Origin of the sequence: Bacteroides clarus YIT 12056 (assembly GCF_900129655.1) — a bacterium.
Taxonomy (GTDB): Bacteria; Bacteroidota; Bacteroidia; order Bacteroidales; family Bacteroidaceae; genus Bacteroides; species Bacteroides clarus.
The window spans coordinates 122020-136767 of sequence record NZ_FQWK01000001.1; the positions used below are offsets into that span (position 1 = coordinate 122020).

Annotated in this window: 17 protein-coding genes; 6 read left to right on the top strand and 11 right to left on the bottom strand. The window is 48.3% G+C overall.

From position 1 onward, the window contains the following. Positions 1-6: 6 nt before the first annotated feature. The 6 genes from rsgA to BUB52_RS00475 form a co-directional block, all read right to left on the bottom strand. On the bottom strand, positions 7-939 hold the full coding sequence (gene rsgA, locus BUB52_RS00455; protein ID WP_039951148.1) for a ribosome small subunit-dependent GTPase A: 933 nt from the start codon (positions 937-939) through the stop codon (positions 7-9). Between the two features lie 109 nt (positions 940-1048). Further along, complete coding sequence (gene frr / locus BUB52_RS00460; protein ID WP_009122921.1) at positions 1049-1609, bottom strand: ribosome recycling factor; 561 nt, start codon at positions 1607-1609, stop codon at positions 1049-1051. A 158-nt stretch (positions 1610-1767) separates the two neighbouring features. Further along, entirely contained in the window at positions 1768-2478 is a 711-nt protein-coding gene (gene pyrH, locus BUB52_RS00465) for a UMP kinase (RefSeq protein WP_009122922.1), read from the bottom strand. A gap of 70 nt (positions 2479-2548) precedes the next feature. Further along, the gene (locus BUB52_RS00470; protein ID WP_009122923.1) at positions 2549-5047 is read right to left on the bottom strand and encodes a heavy metal translocating P-type ATPase; all 2499 of its coding nucleotides are present in this window, start codon (positions 5045-5047) and stop codon (positions 2549-2551) included. Positions 5048-5057: 10 nt separating this feature from the next. Next, on the bottom strand, positions 5058-5237 hold the full coding sequence (locus BUB52_RS15525; RefSeq protein WP_118468850.1) for a hypothetical protein: 180 nt from the start codon (positions 5235-5237) through the stop codon (positions 5058-5060). 79 nt (positions 5238-5316) lie between these two features. Further along, positions 5317-5904 (bottom strand): helix-turn-helix domain-containing protein, encoded by a 588-nt coding sequence (locus tag BUB52_RS00475; protein ID WP_009122925.1) that lies wholly within the window; start codon positions 5902-5904, stop codon positions 5317-5319. 179 nt (positions 5905-6083) lie between these two features. Here BUB52_RS00475 and BUB52_RS00480 point away from each other — a divergent pair, with 179 nt between their 5' ends. Genes BUB52_RS00480 through BUB52_RS00490 form a run of 3 tightly spaced genes read left to right on the top strand, consistent with a single transcriptional unit; the run spans position 6084 to position 8756 of the window. After that, positions 6084-6806, top strand: a complete 723-nt coding sequence (locus BUB52_RS00480) for a glycosyltransferase family 2 protein (RefSeq protein ID WP_009122926.1) — start codon at positions 6084-6086, stop codon at positions 6804-6806. Positions 6807-6815: 9 nt separating this feature from the next. Further along, positions 6816-7373, top strand: a complete 558-nt coding sequence (locus tag BUB52_RS00485) for a hypothetical protein (RefSeq protein WP_009122927.1) — start codon at positions 6816-6818, stop codon at positions 7371-7373. 3 nt (positions 7374-7376) lie between these two features. Further along, positions 7377-8756 carry a glycosyltransferase family 39 protein gene (locus BUB52_RS00490; protein WP_009122928.1) on the top strand — a complete coding sequence of 460 codons (1380 nt, stop codon included), beginning with the start codon at positions 7377-7379 and terminating at the stop codon, positions 8754-8756. 26 nt (positions 8757-8782) lie between these two features. On the opposite strand, the gene BUB52_RS00495 is transcribed toward BUB52_RS00490, so the two are convergent. Continuing rightward, the gene (locus tag BUB52_RS00495) at positions 8783-10090 is read right to left on the bottom strand and encodes an MATE family efflux transporter (RefSeq protein ID WP_009122929.1); all 1308 of its coding nucleotides are present in this window, start codon (positions 10088-10090) and stop codon (positions 8783-8785) included. Between the two features lie 171 nt (positions 10091-10261). On the opposite strand from BUB52_RS00495, the gene BUB52_RS00500 reads away from it, so the two are divergent. Next, entirely contained in the window at positions 10262-10945 is a 684-nt protein-coding gene (locus BUB52_RS00500) for a tetratricopeptide repeat protein (RefSeq protein WP_009122930.1), read from the top strand. 34 nt (positions 10946-10979) lie between these two features. On the opposite strand, the gene BUB52_RS00505 is transcribed toward BUB52_RS00500, so the two are convergent. The 4 genes from BUB52_RS00505 to BUB52_RS00520 are packed head-to-tail and all read right to left on the bottom strand — an operon-like array spanning position 10980 to position 13871. Continuing rightward, positions 10980-12326, bottom strand: coding sequence for a zinc-dependent metalloproteinase lipoprotein (locus BUB52_RS00505; protein ID WP_009122931.1), 1347 nt, complete (start codon positions 12324-12326; stop codon positions 10980-10982). Positions 12327-12369: 43 nt separating this feature from the next. Further along, on the bottom strand, positions 12370-13143 hold the full coding sequence (locus tag BUB52_RS00510; protein WP_009122932.1) for a biotin--[acetyl-CoA-carboxylase] ligase: 774 nt from the start codon (positions 13141-13143) through the stop codon (positions 12370-12372). Continuing rightward, complete coding sequence (locus BUB52_RS00515; protein WP_009122933.1) at positions 13127-13483, bottom strand: MmcQ/YjbR family DNA-binding protein; 357 nt, start codon at positions 13481-13483, stop codon at positions 13127-13129. Before BUB52_RS00515 ends, BUB52_RS00510 begins: the two co-directional genes overlap by 17 nt. A 22-nt stretch (positions 13484-13505) precedes the next feature. Continuing rightward, positions 13506-13871, bottom strand: a complete 366-nt coding sequence (locus tag BUB52_RS00520; RefSeq protein ID WP_009122934.1) for a YraN family protein — start codon at positions 13869-13871, stop codon at positions 13506-13508. A gap of 83 nt (positions 13872-13954) precedes the next feature. Between BUB52_RS00520 and BUB52_RS00525 the strand changes: the two genes are divergently transcribed. Both BUB52_RS00525 and BUB52_RS00530 read left to right on the top strand, forming a co-directional pair. Continuing rightward, positions 13955-14188, top strand: a complete 234-nt coding sequence (locus BUB52_RS00525) for a hypothetical protein (protein ID WP_004293731.1) — start codon at positions 13955-13957, stop codon at positions 14186-14188. A 63-nt stretch (positions 14189-14251) separates the two neighbouring features. Then, positions 14252-14686: a nucleoside deaminase gene (locus BUB52_RS00530; protein ID WP_009122935.1), complete on the top strand. Its 435-nt coding sequence runs from the start codon at positions 14252-14254 to the stop codon at positions 14684-14686. Positions 14687-14748: the final 62 nt, after the last annotated feature.

The window sequence follows — 14748 nt, forward strand, 5'->3', positions numbered from 1 at the left end:
GCTTTCTTAATAGGCTGCCCTGTATTTACCTTCTTCCTTATCTTCCAGCATGTTCAGGTAAGAGGCATAGCGGGATTCGCTGATGTAATGTTGCTCTACCGCTTCGCGTACGGCGCAACCCGGTTCATGGCGGTGGGTACAGTTGTTATAGCGGCAGCCGGCGGAAACTTTGAATATTTCCGGAAAGTAATGTCCTATTTCTTCTTCTTCCATGTCGAATGTTCCAAAACCTTTGATGCCCGGTGTGTCGATGATGTAGCCGTCACCCGGCACGGGAAACATTTCGGAGAAAGTGGTGGTGTGCATACCTTTGTTGTGGTAGGTGGAGATAGCGCCGGTCTTGATATCCAGTTCAGGCAGGATAGCATTGATAAGGGTGGATTTGCCTACTCCGGAATGTCCGGAGAAGAGAGTTATTCTCCCTTTAAGCTCTTCTTTTATGGTGTCGACGCCTTCACCGGTTTTGGCGGACACCTTGAAACAAGGGTAACCGATAGTGGTGTAAAGATTGATAAGCCCGTCCAGATAGCGAAGCTCGTCTTCATCGTAAGCGTCTGTCTTATTGAATATGATATTGACGGGTACTCGGTATGCCTCGGCTGATGCCAAAAAGCGGTCGATGAATGTAGTGGAGGTTTCCGGATAATTCACTGTTACCACCAGCATGCACTGGTCGAGGTTGGCGGCAAGGATATGAGATTGTTTGGACAAGTTGGACGAACGTCGGATGATGTAATTCTTCCGGTCTTCGATTTCATTGATGAAAGCCGTGCCTTCCTGGTTCAATATGATTTGCACGTAGTCGCCTACCGCCACCGGATTGGTGCTACGGATACCTTTCAGACGGAAGTTACCTTTGATTTTACATTCAACGTATGTTCCTTCGTCGGTCTTTACCAGATACCAACTCCCTGTATTTTTAATTATCAGTCCCCTCAAAATAGTTGAAAGTTGAGAGCCGAAAGCTGAAAGTTGAGTGCCGGGAGTCGTTGGAACGGTCATGCCGCACGGTAACTCTCAACTCTCAACTTTCAACTTTCAACTATATTTATACTGTCATAATCTCTTTGTCCTTCGCCGCCAGCATATCGTCAATCTGCTTGATATACTTGTCGTGAATCTTTTGCAGCTTTTCCTCGCCGCCTTTTTGGGCGTCTTCCGCCAATCCTTCTTTCACAGATTTCTTAAAGGCGTCGATAGCGTCGCGGCGTGCGTTACGTACACTTACTTTGGCGGTTTCGCTTTCGTTCTTACACTGTTTGGCAAGTTGTTTACGGCGTTCCTCTGTCAACGGAGGAATACCGATGCGGATGATTTCGCCGTTGTTTTCGGGCATGATGCCGAGGTCGGAGTCGATGATTGCTTTCTCAATGACACGGAACATGCTCTTGTCCCACGGCTTGATAGCGATACTGCGGGCATCCGGGGTGGTTACGGCTGCTACGTTGTTGATGGGCACCATGCTTCCGTAAGAATCGACACGGATTCCGTCCAGCAAACGAACGTCGGCTTTTCCGGCACGGATATGGGCTAATGATTCTTCCAGGTACATTACAGCCATATCCATTTTCTCTTGTGCTTCGTCTAAGATGTCTTTTACGTCTTTCATATTTCTATTGTTTGAAGTAGCTTTTAATTTGAAACTTTGCAAATATAATTGTTTCACGACAGATTACACAGATTTACACAGATTATTTTATTCGGATAATCTGTGTAAATCTGAATCCGTATCTGTCATGTAAACCGGCGGATGGGTGCGGATGGATATCAGTTATGTACCAGCGTTCCTATTTCTTCGCCTTGCATTACTTTTTTCAGATTGCCTACGGTGTCCATATCGAAAACGATGATGGGCAGGTTGTTTTCCTTACACATGCAGGTAGCCGTAAGGTCCATGACTTTCAGGCCGCGTTTCAGCACTTCGTCGTAAGTGATATCGTGGAACTTCGTTGCCGTAGGGTCTTTTTCCGGGTCGGCGGTGTAGATGCCGTCGACGCGTGTCCCTTTCAACATGACGTCCGCTTCTATTTCGATGCCGCGGAGGCTGGAACCGGTGTCTGTCGTGAAGAACGGATTACCCGTTCCGGCAGACATGATAACCACTTCGCCCGCTTCCATGCACTCGATAGCTTTCCATTTGTTGTAGAATTCACCGATAGGTTCCATGCGGACGGCTGTCAGCACACGGGCTTTTACGCCTGCCGCTACCAGTGCCGAGCTTAGCGCAAGGCTGTTGATAACGGTTGCCAGCATACCCATTTGGTCGCCTTTTACACGGTCGAAACCTTTGTTGGTGCCGCTCAGCCCGCGGAAGATGTTGCCGCCACCGATAACGATGCCGATTTGTATGCCCAATTCATGGATTTCCTTAATCTGCGCTGCATATTCGGCCAGACGTTTCTCGTCGATACCGTATTGCTTTTCTCCCATCAGGCTCTCGCCGCTGAGTTTCAATAAGATTCTTTTGTATGTTGCCATAGTTTATTAATTTATTTCGCTTAGCGGCAAAGATAGGAAAATAATGCCAATCGCTATAAACAATTTTCAGTTATTCTTTCAGCGTATAGTCACCGGCTTTTGCGGTTACTGCGGCCTGCAGCTCGTCGAGTGTCTTTTCGCCTTCCGGGAATTCCACGGTCGCCACCGGCGGATTGAGGGTTACGGTGGCGTGTACGCCTTCCATGCTGTTCAATGCTTTTTCCACATGCATGCGGCAATGGTTGCACATCATGCCTTCCACTTTAAATTCTTTTCTCATGATTTTTTCTGTTGATGGTTCTACTTTATTGTCCGGTTGTCCTGCCGGGTCGATGGCAGGGCTTTCGGCACTCTCTATCTTTTTCCTTTTCAGCCGCAAGCTGTTGGTTACCACGCTGACGCTGCTGAACGCCATGGCCGCGCCGGCTATCATGGGATTCAGCAGGAAGCCGTTGACGGGGTAGAGTACGCCGGCTGCGACGGGTACACCTATTATATTATAAATGAACGCCCAAAACAGGTTCTGACGAATGGTGCGCACGGTCAGTCTGGAGAGCTTCAACGCTTCCGGTATCTTTGTGAGGTCGGAAGAGATGATGGTCATCTTGGCTACATCCATGGCGATGTCGCTGCCGCCGCCCATGGCGATGCTTAAATCCGCTTGCGCCAGGGCTGCGCTGTCGTTGATGCCGTCGCCTACCATTGCCACTTTCCTGCCGTTTTTCTGCAGGTCACTGATAAAGGCGGCCTTATCCTGCGGCAATACTCCCGCTTTATAATGAAGAATACCCGCTTTGCGTGCAATCTCCCGTGCGGTGGCTTCGTTGTCACCCGTCAGCATGCAGACTTCGATGCCGGCGGCTTGCAATTCGCTGACGGCCTGTATGGAGGTCGGTTTGATTTGGTCTGTAATCCCGGCTATGGCAAGCGCGTTTTCGCTGTCGGCAAACCAGATAACGGTCTGCGTGTCCGCTGTCAGACGGGCGGCTTCGTCGCTTAGCGACCGGCTGACGGCAATCCGGTTCTCTTCCAGCAGTTTCCGGTTGCCGGCATAATAGGCTTTTCCGTTCGACTCGCCTTTTACGCCCCTGCCGGTGATACTTTCAAAATTACCGATGCTTACGCTTCGGGCATCTTGTAAATGGCGGACTACCGCTTCGGCAAGCGGATGTTCCGATAACTTTTCCAGGCTGTAAAAGATGTTTCCGGTCTCCGCCGTCTGCGTTTCCCAAATCAAATCGCCGACTACCGGCTTCCCTTCGGTTACGGTTCCGGTCTTGTCCAGTACCACCGTATCAATCTTCTTGGCGGTTTCCAGACTTTCGGCGTCTTTTATCAGAATGCCCCGTTCCGCGCCTTTGCCGATGCCTACCATGATGGCGGTAGGTGTGGCAAGTCCCAGGGCGCATGGGCAGGCGATGATAAGTACCGTAACCAATGCCAGCAGTCCGTGTGTGAATCCGCTCTGTCCGTCCAGCAACATCCATGCGATGAAGGAGAGCACGGCAATGCCGATAATAACCGGTACGAAGATACCCGCAATCTTATCTACCAATTGCTGGACGGGGGCTTTACTGCCTTGCGCGTCCTGCACCATGTGGATGATTTTTGCCAACAGCGTATCTGTCCCTACTTTCTCCGCGCTGAACCGGAAACTTCCTTTCTGATTGATAGTGCCGGCAAAGACTTTTGCGTCCTTTTGTTTGGCTACCGCCACCGGCTCACCGCTCAACATGCTTTCGTCCACATAAGAGCTGCCTTCCGTGACGGTGCCGTCTACGGCGATCCGCTCTCCCGGTTTCACTAAAATAATGTCTCCCGGACGAATCTGTCCAATCGGGACAATCTTCTCCGACGAGGAACCGTCAATGACGGTTACCGTTTTGGGTTGCAGTCCCATAAGTTTCTTGATGGCGGAGGAAGTGTTTCCTTTTGCCTTTTCTTCCAGCAGCCGTCCCAGCAGGATAAAGGCAATGATGACACTCGCCGCTTCGAAATAGACGTGCGGATGAATACCCCTTTCCAGCCAAAACCCGGGGAACAGCATGTTGAACAGGCTGAAAAGGTAAGCAATCCCGGTACTGTTGGCTACCAACGTATCCATATTGGCCGTGCCATGTTTCAGTTGCTTCCATGCGCTGGTAAAGAAACTTCTTCCCAACCAGAATACGACGGGAGTGGAGAGCAGCCACATAATGAGATTGGCGTACGGCATGTCCATAAAGAACATGCCGATAACCATAATGGGTACGGACAAGACGATGGCCCATGTGGTACGGAATTTCAGCGCGCGATATTTTTTGTCGTGTGCCTGTTCCAACTCATCCGGCGTATCCTCATCCTGTTTTATCAGCAAGTCGTATCCGGCATTCTGCACTGCCTGTTGCAGGGCTTCGGGAGAGCAATCCCGGGTGTCATATTCCACGGTCGCCATTGCCGAAGCGTAGTTTACAGTCGCTTTTTGGACGCCGGACTGATGGTTTAACGTCTTCTCCACTCTTGCCGAGCATGAGGCGCAACTCATTCCCAACACGGGGAAAGTTTCTTGAACAATGCTTTTGTTTGCCATAATGTTGTATCTAAATTGTTAGCTCTTGGTGTGGAACTTTCAGTACCAACGGCTGAAACCGGAAATACCAACGGTTGGTACGCCTGATACCAACGGTTGGAATCTTCAGTACCAACGCTTGAAACTGCCGGTACCAACCGTTGGTATTTCCGGTACCACGGGTTGGGAACTTATTTATCTCACGTTCCAAACTTTTATATGGAACAAAGATACGGCAGGGAAGTTGCTTGGGAATTGTAAAATTCGGGATATGATTTACAAGATTACGCCTATACCTCGTCAAGCGGTTTGCGCTTGTTTGCTTTTATCTTCTTGAAATAACTGGGTGTCAACCCGGTGACGCTCTTGAATTGGGAGCTGAGATAGGCTGCGCTCGAATAGTTCAGCTTGTCGGCTATTTCGTTCAGGGATAGTTCTCCGTATACCAGCAGTTCTTTGGCGCGCTCTATCTTCTGCGCGATGAGATACTTCTCGATAGTGGTATCGGTGACTTCCGAGAACAGTTTGCTTAGCGCGCTGTACTCCCGATGCAGTTTGGCTGCCAGATAATCGGACAGGTTGACCTTCAAATCGTTGTCGTTGTAATGCACTAATTCGATGATGGCGTCTTTTATCCGCTCTGTTGTCTGGGACTTCTTATCGTCAATCAGTTCGAATCCGAAAGGCTCAAGCGAGGCTTTTACGCTCTGATATACCTCGTCGGTAACGGTGTCGGGCAGGACGGTGATGCCCAGTTCCACCGAAAGGGGGTGGAGTCCCAATTGCTCAAGCTGGTTTCTCACCACCATGATGCAACGGTTGCAGACCATGTTCTTGATGTGCAGCGTATTTTCGGGATTGGGTACGGTATCGGGCATCTTGTTCTTTTTCGAGCAAAGATAACACGAACGATTTGTTTTTGCTTGCATTTATTTGCGAATAAATATTAATGGCGCTTATCGTGACTTTCTAATCAAAATTTCATTACTTTGCGGACGATTACCTTATGGGCTCTTTGGGGACGCGGCCTGAAGGGATAATATCCTAATCGATAAAGATGAAGAAATCAGTAAAGAAACTCTCCGTAATAATACCTGCTTATAATGAGGCCGGAACCATCTTCAGGGTTTTGGAAAAGGTTATAGGCGCGGAGCTTCCTGCCGCTGTGGAAAAAGAGATATGGGTGATTGACGATTGCTCCGCCGACGATACGGAGCGGGAGGTGGAGAAAGCCCAAGCGCAGTATGCGGATGCCTGCATTCGGTATCTCAGGCTGCCGGCAAACCGGGGGAAGGGATATGCGGTGCGTCAGGGAATAGCGTGCTCCACCGGTGACGTCATAATCATACAAGATGCCGATTTGGAATATGACCCGGACGACTACCGGGTTTTGCTGGAGCCTATTCTGTCGGGAGAATATAGGGTTGTATATGGCTCCAGGCTGTTGGGTGGTGACAATAAGCCGATATATCGTACCTTTTATTGGGGCGGGCGGCTGGTGTCTTTTGTCACAAGCCTGCTTTTCTCCCGGAAGATAACGGACGAGCCTACTTGTTACAAGATGTTTGACGCTTCTTTGCTGAAGTCCATACCGCTTGTCTGCGACAGGTTCGGGTTCTGCCCGGAGGTGACGGCCAAGGTTCTCAGAAGGGGATATAAGATAAAGGAAGTTCCGATACGCTATTATCCGCGCTCCAGGCAAGAGGGGAAAAAGATAAAATGGCATGATGGAGTGGAAGCTATCGGCATATTGCTGAAATATAGGTTTAACGAAAAGTAAATACCGGGTATGCAATCTGAGAAAACGACTAAGGAAGGGAAACAGGAGAAGCAAAGGAAAACTTTTGCCGTGTACGCCGTGTGGCTTGCAAGGAATGTGCTGTTCATGGTTCTTGCTTTGCTCCTCGTTAAATATACATTGACGAAACAGCCGGCTTATCGTTGGGTATACAGCAGCCTGCTGAAAGAGAATATGGCGACGATAAAGAAACATCCCGAGCTTACTTTTGAAGAGAAAATGAAGATGAAGCTGGGAGTTGACTACGATTATCTTCTTTTCATAAAGCAGGCCACGCCGGAGAATGCGGTCATTCTTTATCCCTCTCAGGAGGCTTTCCTGAAGAAAGGCAGTCCGTTTAAGCGGGAAATCGGCAATAAGCTTTACGCGACCCGTTTCCTGTACCCCCGCCTGCTCATATTGGAAAGTGAATTGGAAGAAAGCAGGTATGCGGATAGGATAACCCACGTAGCCATAGTGAACGGAGAAGGTAAAGACAGGCTTCCTTATCAAGTCGATCCGGAGATTCAACACGCCGTATTACCGGTTGTCCAACCGAAAAAACAGTAGCTTATGCTTGTATTAGGAATAATTCTCGTTATTGCAATAGGCTTTCTTGCCGTCAACTGCATCTCCGTGAAGTTTACGTGGAGCGAAAAGATAGGTCTTGCCTTTCCGGTGGGAATCGGACTGCAAACAATGATGATGCTCATCATCAACCTGCTTAAAATAAAACTGATAACTGCCAGCGTTATGCTTGGGGGAGTGTTGATACTGCTTCTGTTACTGTCGTTTCTGTACAAGCGCAGGGACGGGGTGATGATGTACTATAAGAAGGCTGTCCGTATCGATACTTCGAACTGTAACCTTGTCTGGTGCTTCTTTATCGTGCTTATTGCGTACTTCGAGTATATGAACTTTACCAAGTGCATGTATTTCCCTACGTTCGACAGGGATAGTCTGGCGGGATTTGATACCATTGGTTATGTCATGGCACAGGAACATACTTTCAGGAACTTGAGCATCTTTCAGCAGAGCTATATGCCGCACATCCACGATGCGGGCAGTTACATGACGTATGCTCCGATGGTTCAGTTGAGTTATGCTTTTGTCTATCTTTTGGGAGCGGAAACGTCCAAGCTTGTTCCGGCATTGATGTATTTATCCCTGCTGATAGCTTTCTACGGCAGCATGCAGCGCGTGACAGGACCTACGGGTGCGGCTGTCGCCACTTTCTTCGTGCTGATTACTCCGGAGATGATTGCGTTTTCGTCGTTGTCGGCCACTAATGTCATTCATGCCGCTACTGCTTCGTCGGGCATTATTTATATTGCTTTATGGCTGAAGTGCAGGGAACGGAAAGATTTGTACCTCGGCTCCTTGCTGCTTGCCGTAAATATATGGACGCGTTCGGAAGGGATAGTCTTTATCGGTGCGGCCTTGGCGGTTGTTTTTGCGGATGTGCTCAGGAACAGGCATTGGAAAGATTTGCTGCCTGTTGCCGCTGCGCTGTTTCCCGCGCTTTTGTGGGCGGTCTTTTCGTGGGTGAGCGGTTTTTATGCCGAAAATATCGTCATATTCCGTCCTTATTGGGATGCGGAGAAAGCCGGTATTATTTGGGCGTTTATGAAAGCCTATTATAAAGATACGCAGTTCTTCGGCTGGACTGTTATGGCGTTCTCCCTATCATTGCTCGCAAACGGCTGGTTCTTACTCAAGAGGAAAGATAATCTGGCTTTGCTGGCGATGGTTGTCATCTCTCTGGCCTTTTATGTGATGGTTCTTTATCAGATTGATTATAAATGGGACTCCATCCAGAATGTTCTGGCTTACTCCGCCAAGCGTTTCTTCTTCTGTTTCATTCCTATGATGTGGTTTTATGCATTGTCTAATCATTGGGCGAGGATGCTCTTTGGCAGGCTGGACAGTTTCCTGCTGTTGGAGGAGAAGTAATTTCTTTGCGGGTATGCGTAACGGCTTTAGCTGAAGTTTTCTTTGATAATCTTTCGGCTGAGCAAGGTCTGCATAGCTCCCCGTATGGAGAGGTAGATAAGAAAAGCAAGCCATAAGGCATGGTTGCCTAAAGCCGGGCGGAACCCGTAAAATGCGGCAAAGAAGCAGACGGCCGCCACTGCCATAGATGCGAGCATCCCGCGGGTGGCGGTAGCGCCGATAAAGATACCGTCCCAAATAAAGGCGGCGATTCCGGCAACGGGGATGGCAAGCGCCCAATAGAAATAGGTATCGGCGGCGGTTATCACGTTTCGGTCATCGGTCAGCAGTCCCAGAAAAGCATTCCCCCCCAACGCGTAAACCAATGTAAAGAGTATGGCCATCCAACCGCCCCACATAAACAGGTGACGGGCGGTGTTTGTAAATGCTTCCCGGTTGCGGGCGCCTATGTATCGTCCGCTCAGTGCCTCTCCCGCATAGGCGAAGCCGTCCATTACGTAAGAGAAAAGGGTGAAGAGCTGCATCAGCAATGTATTTACCGCCAGTATAATTTCACCTTGCGAAGCGCCTGCCGAGGTGAAGAATAACGTGACGGCTACAAGACAGAGCGTACGTAGGAATATGTCGCGGTTCACCTGGAAAAAGCGTACCATTGCTTCTTTTTGCAATACCCCTTTCCAAACGATGTGCTTTTTCAGTTTACCGTAACGGTTCATCCACAGTATGAGTCCCATGAAGAAGCCCGCGTATTGGGCGATCAGCGTCCCCAAGGCTACGCCTTCTACCTTCATATTGAAGAAATAGACAAAGCTGAGGCTGGCGATGATGTTCACGATGTTCTGTGTAATGGCTATGTACATGGGAATGCGCGAGTTCTGCATGCCGATATACCATCCGGAGAGCCCGTATAATCCTAACATGGCAGGAGCGCCCCATATGCAGATGTGGAAATAGAGCGTCGCCATTTCCCTGACTTCTTCCGTGGGGTGGATAATGAGGAAGGCCGCTTGCCTGATAGGCACTTGCAGCAGGATAAGGCAAAGAGCCACAGCCAGCCCTATACCTACGGAACGTATCAGCAGCCGAACAATTTCGGGGAAATCCCGTTTACCATAAGCCTGTGATGTCATGCCGCTGGTTCCCATACGCAGAAAGCCGAATATCCAATAAATGATATTGAACAGCATACCGCCTACCGCAATGGCGCCGATATAGGCGGGAGCACCCAGATGCCCCACGATAGCCACATCGATTAGTCCGAGCAAAGGCACGGTGATATTCGATACGATGGAAGGTAAGGCTATCTGTAATATCTGTCTGTCTATGGGGTTCATTCGCGATATTTTGTTTAATGGGGGGGCAAAGGTACGCAGAAAAGCAAAAATAGTGGGAAAGATTAACTATATTTCTACTTTTATCTATTGATGATTGGCGGGGAAGTTTGTAAATTTGTAGGTGACTCTCTATGAGCGATTTCGGGCTGTTAAACTATATAGACTTAAAAAATGAAGACCTTAACTTTACTTTTCTTTGGGCTCTTGCTGTGCCCGATGTCACTTTTGGCACAATCGGCAGATGTGTTGTTGCAGAAAGTATCCGATGCCTTATCAGCCGGTAAGGATGATTATGCCGTGAGTTTGTTCCGTCAGGCCGCAGGCATGGGAGCGGAGCAGACGGAGATGTTTTATTGGACCCGCATTGAGAAGAACAGTGCGGTGGCTCCTCGTCTGGTACGCGAACTGGCTGCTTATTACAAGGATAAGCGGAATTATGACAAAGCATACCTTTTTTATAAGGAATGGTTGCAGTATTATCCGGAAGATGTTCCCGGCCTTGTAGCCTGTGCGGAGATGCAGATGATGCGTGGCGAGGCGAAAGATGCCTTGAAACTCTATGAGACGGTGTTGGCTTTGGATGCAGATAATCTTCAGGCAAATATCTTTTTAGGTAATTATTACTACCTGCAAGCCGAGCGAAAGAAGAAGACGCTGGAAGATAACTATAAGAAAATTGTTTCTCCCACACGGATGCAATATGCCAGTTACCGTAACGGGTTATCGGATGTGTTCGCTAACGGGTATGATAAGGCTAAGAACTATTTGCAGAAAGTTCTTCAGTTGTTTCCTTCTACGGAAGCGGGAAAAACATTGGAACGGATAAAGATATTGGAAAAGGAGATGAACAAATGATTGTTCATCTCCTTTTTTCTTTTTATCGCAATCCCTATTTGGCGGTACGGATTGGTAACTTCATGAGTCCGCTTGGCGCAGAGCGCGTGCCTGCTTCCTGACCGGCTTTTGGCCCCGGTATCAGAGGACTGTATAGCAAGACATGACGAATACGCGCCCGCTGTTCGGGAGTAAAACGGTCGGAATAGCTGATTGCATAATCCATGATGTTGTATGAGACAAAGGATTCGCCTGTCAGGCAATTCTCGCGGTTCACCAAATTGGCGAATGTGAAGTTATCCGGGTCATTCACCTCGATGTATGCGCAATCCATATCGTATGCTTTTTTGTTATAGGTGGGGGTATCTGCGCAATAGTCGGTATCTTCACAACTGTTTTCGTTTTCCGTTTCGGAGAATACATGGTGCAATCCTAAGTAATGCCCCAATTCATGCGCCAATGTAACGGTTATGTCCGCCGTATTGTATGTGTTTCCCGTACTTTCTTCATTAATGAACAGGCTGTTGATGGATACGCAATAGGGAAAGGATAAGTTCTCCAATTCTAAATGGGATGCATTGATTTCACTGAGACCTGCCAGGCTATTGGCTCCTTTCACGGTGAAAGGCAGATGTGATATCCCCAATGTTGTCGTATTGCTGTTGGGGTCATTGGCGAAGTTGTAGACCATTATATTGATATATCTGTTGGGATCCCATAAATATCTTACATAGCCTTTTCCAGTTGCTTCGCTTATATCATCGTTCATAAAGGCATCGCAATCTATCGGGTCGCTATCTGGCCATGCAATGTATTCCACTCCCGGCTGTTCCATCGCTTCTCCGTCAGGATTAACGGTGGCGAGTGTAAAGGTCAGGTTCATGTCTACACTTTGCGTGCTGTTTTTATACAGCCGGTTTACCGTGTTCAATATCTCGGATAAGCGACTTTGTCTGACGTACTGTTCAGGGTCGGACTTGTCGTGATAGAGAACATGAAAAACCACAGGCAGTTTATAGTGATACTGTTCTATGGGGGTATATCCTGCCGCTTGAGTGATTTCTATCTTTCTGCTCACTTGGATGGACGGCGACGCGACTGTTACTGTAACTTTCCTTTCTTTACTGTCGGGGTTGGCTTCTATTTGCAGGGTCAGCGTCTGATTTCCGGAGCCTTTGCCGGGAGTGATGCTGCACCATTGCGCTGTTTTGGACACTTGCCACTCTACGTCGCTTGTGATATTGACAGTCAGTGTAGCCCCGTCACCACTGACATTGCCGAATGACGATTCGGAGAGTTCCAAATAGTCGGCTTCATTATCTTCGCAACCATATAAAATGAAACTTGATATGACGGCTACGATTAAGACTTGTATCTTCATGAGTTTATATATTAATTCCATACAAAACGTGTTTTACAAAGATAATGTTTGCCAATTTGTTTAATCAGACGATGTATTGCACCTCTTTGAATAAATACTCCCGTTCCTTGCCGTTCTCGTCTTCCAGAACAAAACGTCCGTCTTGCTCCACGCGCAGCAGGCGGGCGGAAAACCTGCCGTCGGCATCTTCATAAGGGTGAAAGCCTCTGCGGCGGAATAAGGAGCGGGCATAGCGGGCGGCTATTTCGGCGGTATAAGTACTGCCGTCTTCCGTTTGCAAACTGTTGTAGTAGATTTGCACCCGTTTCAGGATATGCGATAGAATCTCATAGCGGTCGTGCTCCTGACCGGTAATCTGCTTCAGGGATACCGGGTTGGGAGCATCGCTGTGAAATTCATCCTGATTGATATTGATTCCGATGCCGGAGATGCTGCGTCCGATGAAGTGTCCGGAGAGGTCATTCTCTATCAGTATACCGCATATCTTCTTATCTCTCCAGTAAATATCATTCGGCCACTTTATCGTAATCTCGTCCGACCATCTGTCCAGCTCCTCCTTAATGGAGAGGGAAACGATTTGCGACAGGATAAACTGGCGGCGTGCTTCCAGAAAAGTAGGATAGAGGACAAAACTGAAAAGCAGATTCTTTCCTTTGTCCGCTTCCCAGGTATTGCCACGCTGGCCTTTGCCGGCACTTTGAAACTCGGCTGTAACCGTGGTCAGCTCGGCAACGGATTCTTGCAGCTCATTACACAACTGGCTGATGTATCGGTTGGTTGAGTCTGTCTCGTCCAACGCTATCAGCGGATAAGGGAATGTTTCAGGGCAGGGCTTCATACTCATTGCGCGTTTTTTTAGTGAATTTCTTTATTACTTCTTCGTAAGAGTGGTCTATCAGATGTCTTATCAGCTTGTCATCTGCGTCACTGTCCAGGAACACTTGGTTCCAGTACTTTTTATTGAAGTGCCAGGCGCCTTCGATGGCGTTATAGCGGTCACGCAATTCCAGCGTGTATTCCGGGTCGCATTTCATGGTGATGCGGTCGGGGGTATTGAGGTTTATACATAAAAACATCTTCCCCATAACTCGGATAACGAGGAAATCCTCACCGAAAGGAGTGTCTTCGGTCGCAGCCTTTTTACTGAGGCAATATTCGCGGGCGGTTTCTATATCCATTGTATTTCAGGTATTAGAGTTCTTAAAACATAGGCGGATAAAACGCTTCCTTGATATGTTCCGTTTTGAAAGCTCCTATATCGCCTACTGCCGTAATAATGTCAAAACGTACGGGCATATCTATGCAAAAATGTTTTATGTAAGCATCGGCGGCTATGACAATACGACGTACTTTCTGCCAATTGACGGCATCTTGCGGCTCGACATACTCTGTATTGCTTCGGGTTTTCACTTCTACGATAATCAGCTCATTGTCTTTGGTCGCGACGATATCCAGTTCCAGATGGTTTTTCCGCCAGTTCCGGTCGCGTATCTCGTATCCGTTACGCTCCAGATAGGCTGCTGCCGCATCTTCTCCTGCTTTTCCCAGAGCATTATGTATTGCCATAGTACGATTTTCTTTCTTTCAGTACAAAAATACGTTTTTTCTGCTTTGTTTTTACAGAAGTAAAACTAATTTTGCAAAGAAATATGAGAAAGAGAGACAAAACGTGTGCGAAAGCAACACCCGAAGAGCCTAAACGCGAGCAGCGCATGGTATGCCTGATGAGCGAGGAAGAGCTGCGGATTGTAGACCGTTATCTGGAGAAGTACAAGATAACGAATAAATCACGCTGGCTCAGGGAAACCATTCTCATGTTTATCCACAAGAATATGGAGGAAGATTATCCTACGCTGTTCGGCGAGCATGATATGCGAAGATGAGAAAGCGGCGGAGCAGGGTGTCGTGCATGATGTAGAAGAAGATAAACAACAGGTAGGAAGAAAATGACGGATACGGATTATATGAAGCAGGCGCTTCTTGAAGCGCAAAAGGCGGGTGAGCGGGGAGAAGTGCCCGTTGGGGCTGTCGTTGTTTGCAAAGACCGCATTATTGCCCGTGCCCATAATCTAACTGAGACTCTGACCGATGTCACCGCGCATGCCGAAATGCAGGCGATTACTGCCGCCGCCGCTACGCTTGGCGGTAAATATCTGAATGAATGTACTCTTTATGTCACCGTTGAGCCTTGCGTCATGTGTGCCGGAGCCATTGCATGGGCGCAGACGGGACGGCTGGTGTTTGGCGCGGAAGACGAGAAACGGGGATACCAGCGTTATGCGCCACAGGCTTTGCATCCTAAAACCTCGGTAGTGAAAGGTGTACTGGCGGACGAATGTGCCGCGTTGATGAAAGACTTTTTCGCTGCGAAACGCAGGTAATACATTTCTGAATAATATCGTTACAGCAGACTGCCCAGATAGTACGGAACACGAATGAAATC

Bases quoted from the DNA above. Each gene is read 5' to 3' on its own strand.
- frr (WP_009122921.1), bottom strand. From the start codon at position 1,609: ATGAAAGACGTAAAAGACATCTTAGACGAAGCACAAGAGAAAATGGAT.
- pyrH (WP_009122922.1), bottom strand. From the start codon at position 2,478: ATGGCAACATACAAAAGAATCTTATTGAAACTCAGCGGCGAGAGCCTG.
- BUB52_RS00470 (WP_009122923.1), bottom strand. From the start codon at position 5,047: ATGGCAAACAAAAGCATTGTTCAAGAAACTTTCCCCGTGTTGGGAATG.
- BUB52_RS00475 (WP_009122925.1), bottom strand. From the start codon at position 5,904: ATGCCCGATACCGTACCCAATCCCGAAAATACGCTGCACATCAAGAAC.
- BUB52_RS00480 (WP_009122926.1), top strand. From the start codon at position 6,084: ATGAAGAAATCAGTAAAGAAACTCTCCGTAATAATACCTGCTTATAAT.
- BUB52_RS00485 (WP_009122927.1), top strand. From the start codon at position 6,816: ATGCAATCTGAGAAAACGACTAAGGAAGGGAAACAGGAGAAGCAAAGG.
- BUB52_RS00490 (WP_009122928.1), top strand. From the start codon at position 7,377: ATGCTTGTATTAGGAATAATTCTCGTTATTGCAATAGGCTTTCTTGCC.
- BUB52_RS00495 (WP_009122929.1), bottom strand. From the start codon at position 10,090: ATGAACCCCATAGACAGACAGATATTACAGATAGCCTTACCTTCCATC.
- BUB52_RS00500 (WP_009122930.1), top strand. From the start codon at position 10,262: ATGAAGACCTTAACTTTACTTTTCTTTGGGCTCTTGCTGTGCCCGATG.
- BUB52_RS00505 (WP_009122931.1), bottom strand. From the start codon at position 12,326: ATGGAATTAATATATAAACTCATGAAGATACAAGTCTTAATCGTAGCC.
- BUB52_RS00510 (WP_009122932.1), bottom strand. From the start codon at position 13,143: ATGAAGCCCTGCCCTGAAACATTCCCTTATCCGCTGATAGCGTTGGAC.
- BUB52_RS00515 (WP_009122933.1), bottom strand. From the start codon at position 13,483: ATGGATATAGAAACCGCCCGCGAATATTGCCTCAGTAAAAAGGCTGCG.
- BUB52_RS00520 (WP_009122934.1), bottom strand. From the start codon at position 13,871: ATGGCAATACATAATGCTCTGGGAAAAGCAGGAGAAGATGCGGCAGCA.
- BUB52_RS00525 (WP_004293731.1), top strand. From the start codon at position 13,955: ATGAGAAAGAGAGACAAAACGTGTGCGAAAGCAACACCCGAAGAGCCT.
- BUB52_RS00530 (WP_009122935.1), top strand. From the start codon at position 14,252: ATGACGGATACGGATTATATGAAGCAGGCGCTTCTTGAAGCGCAAAAG.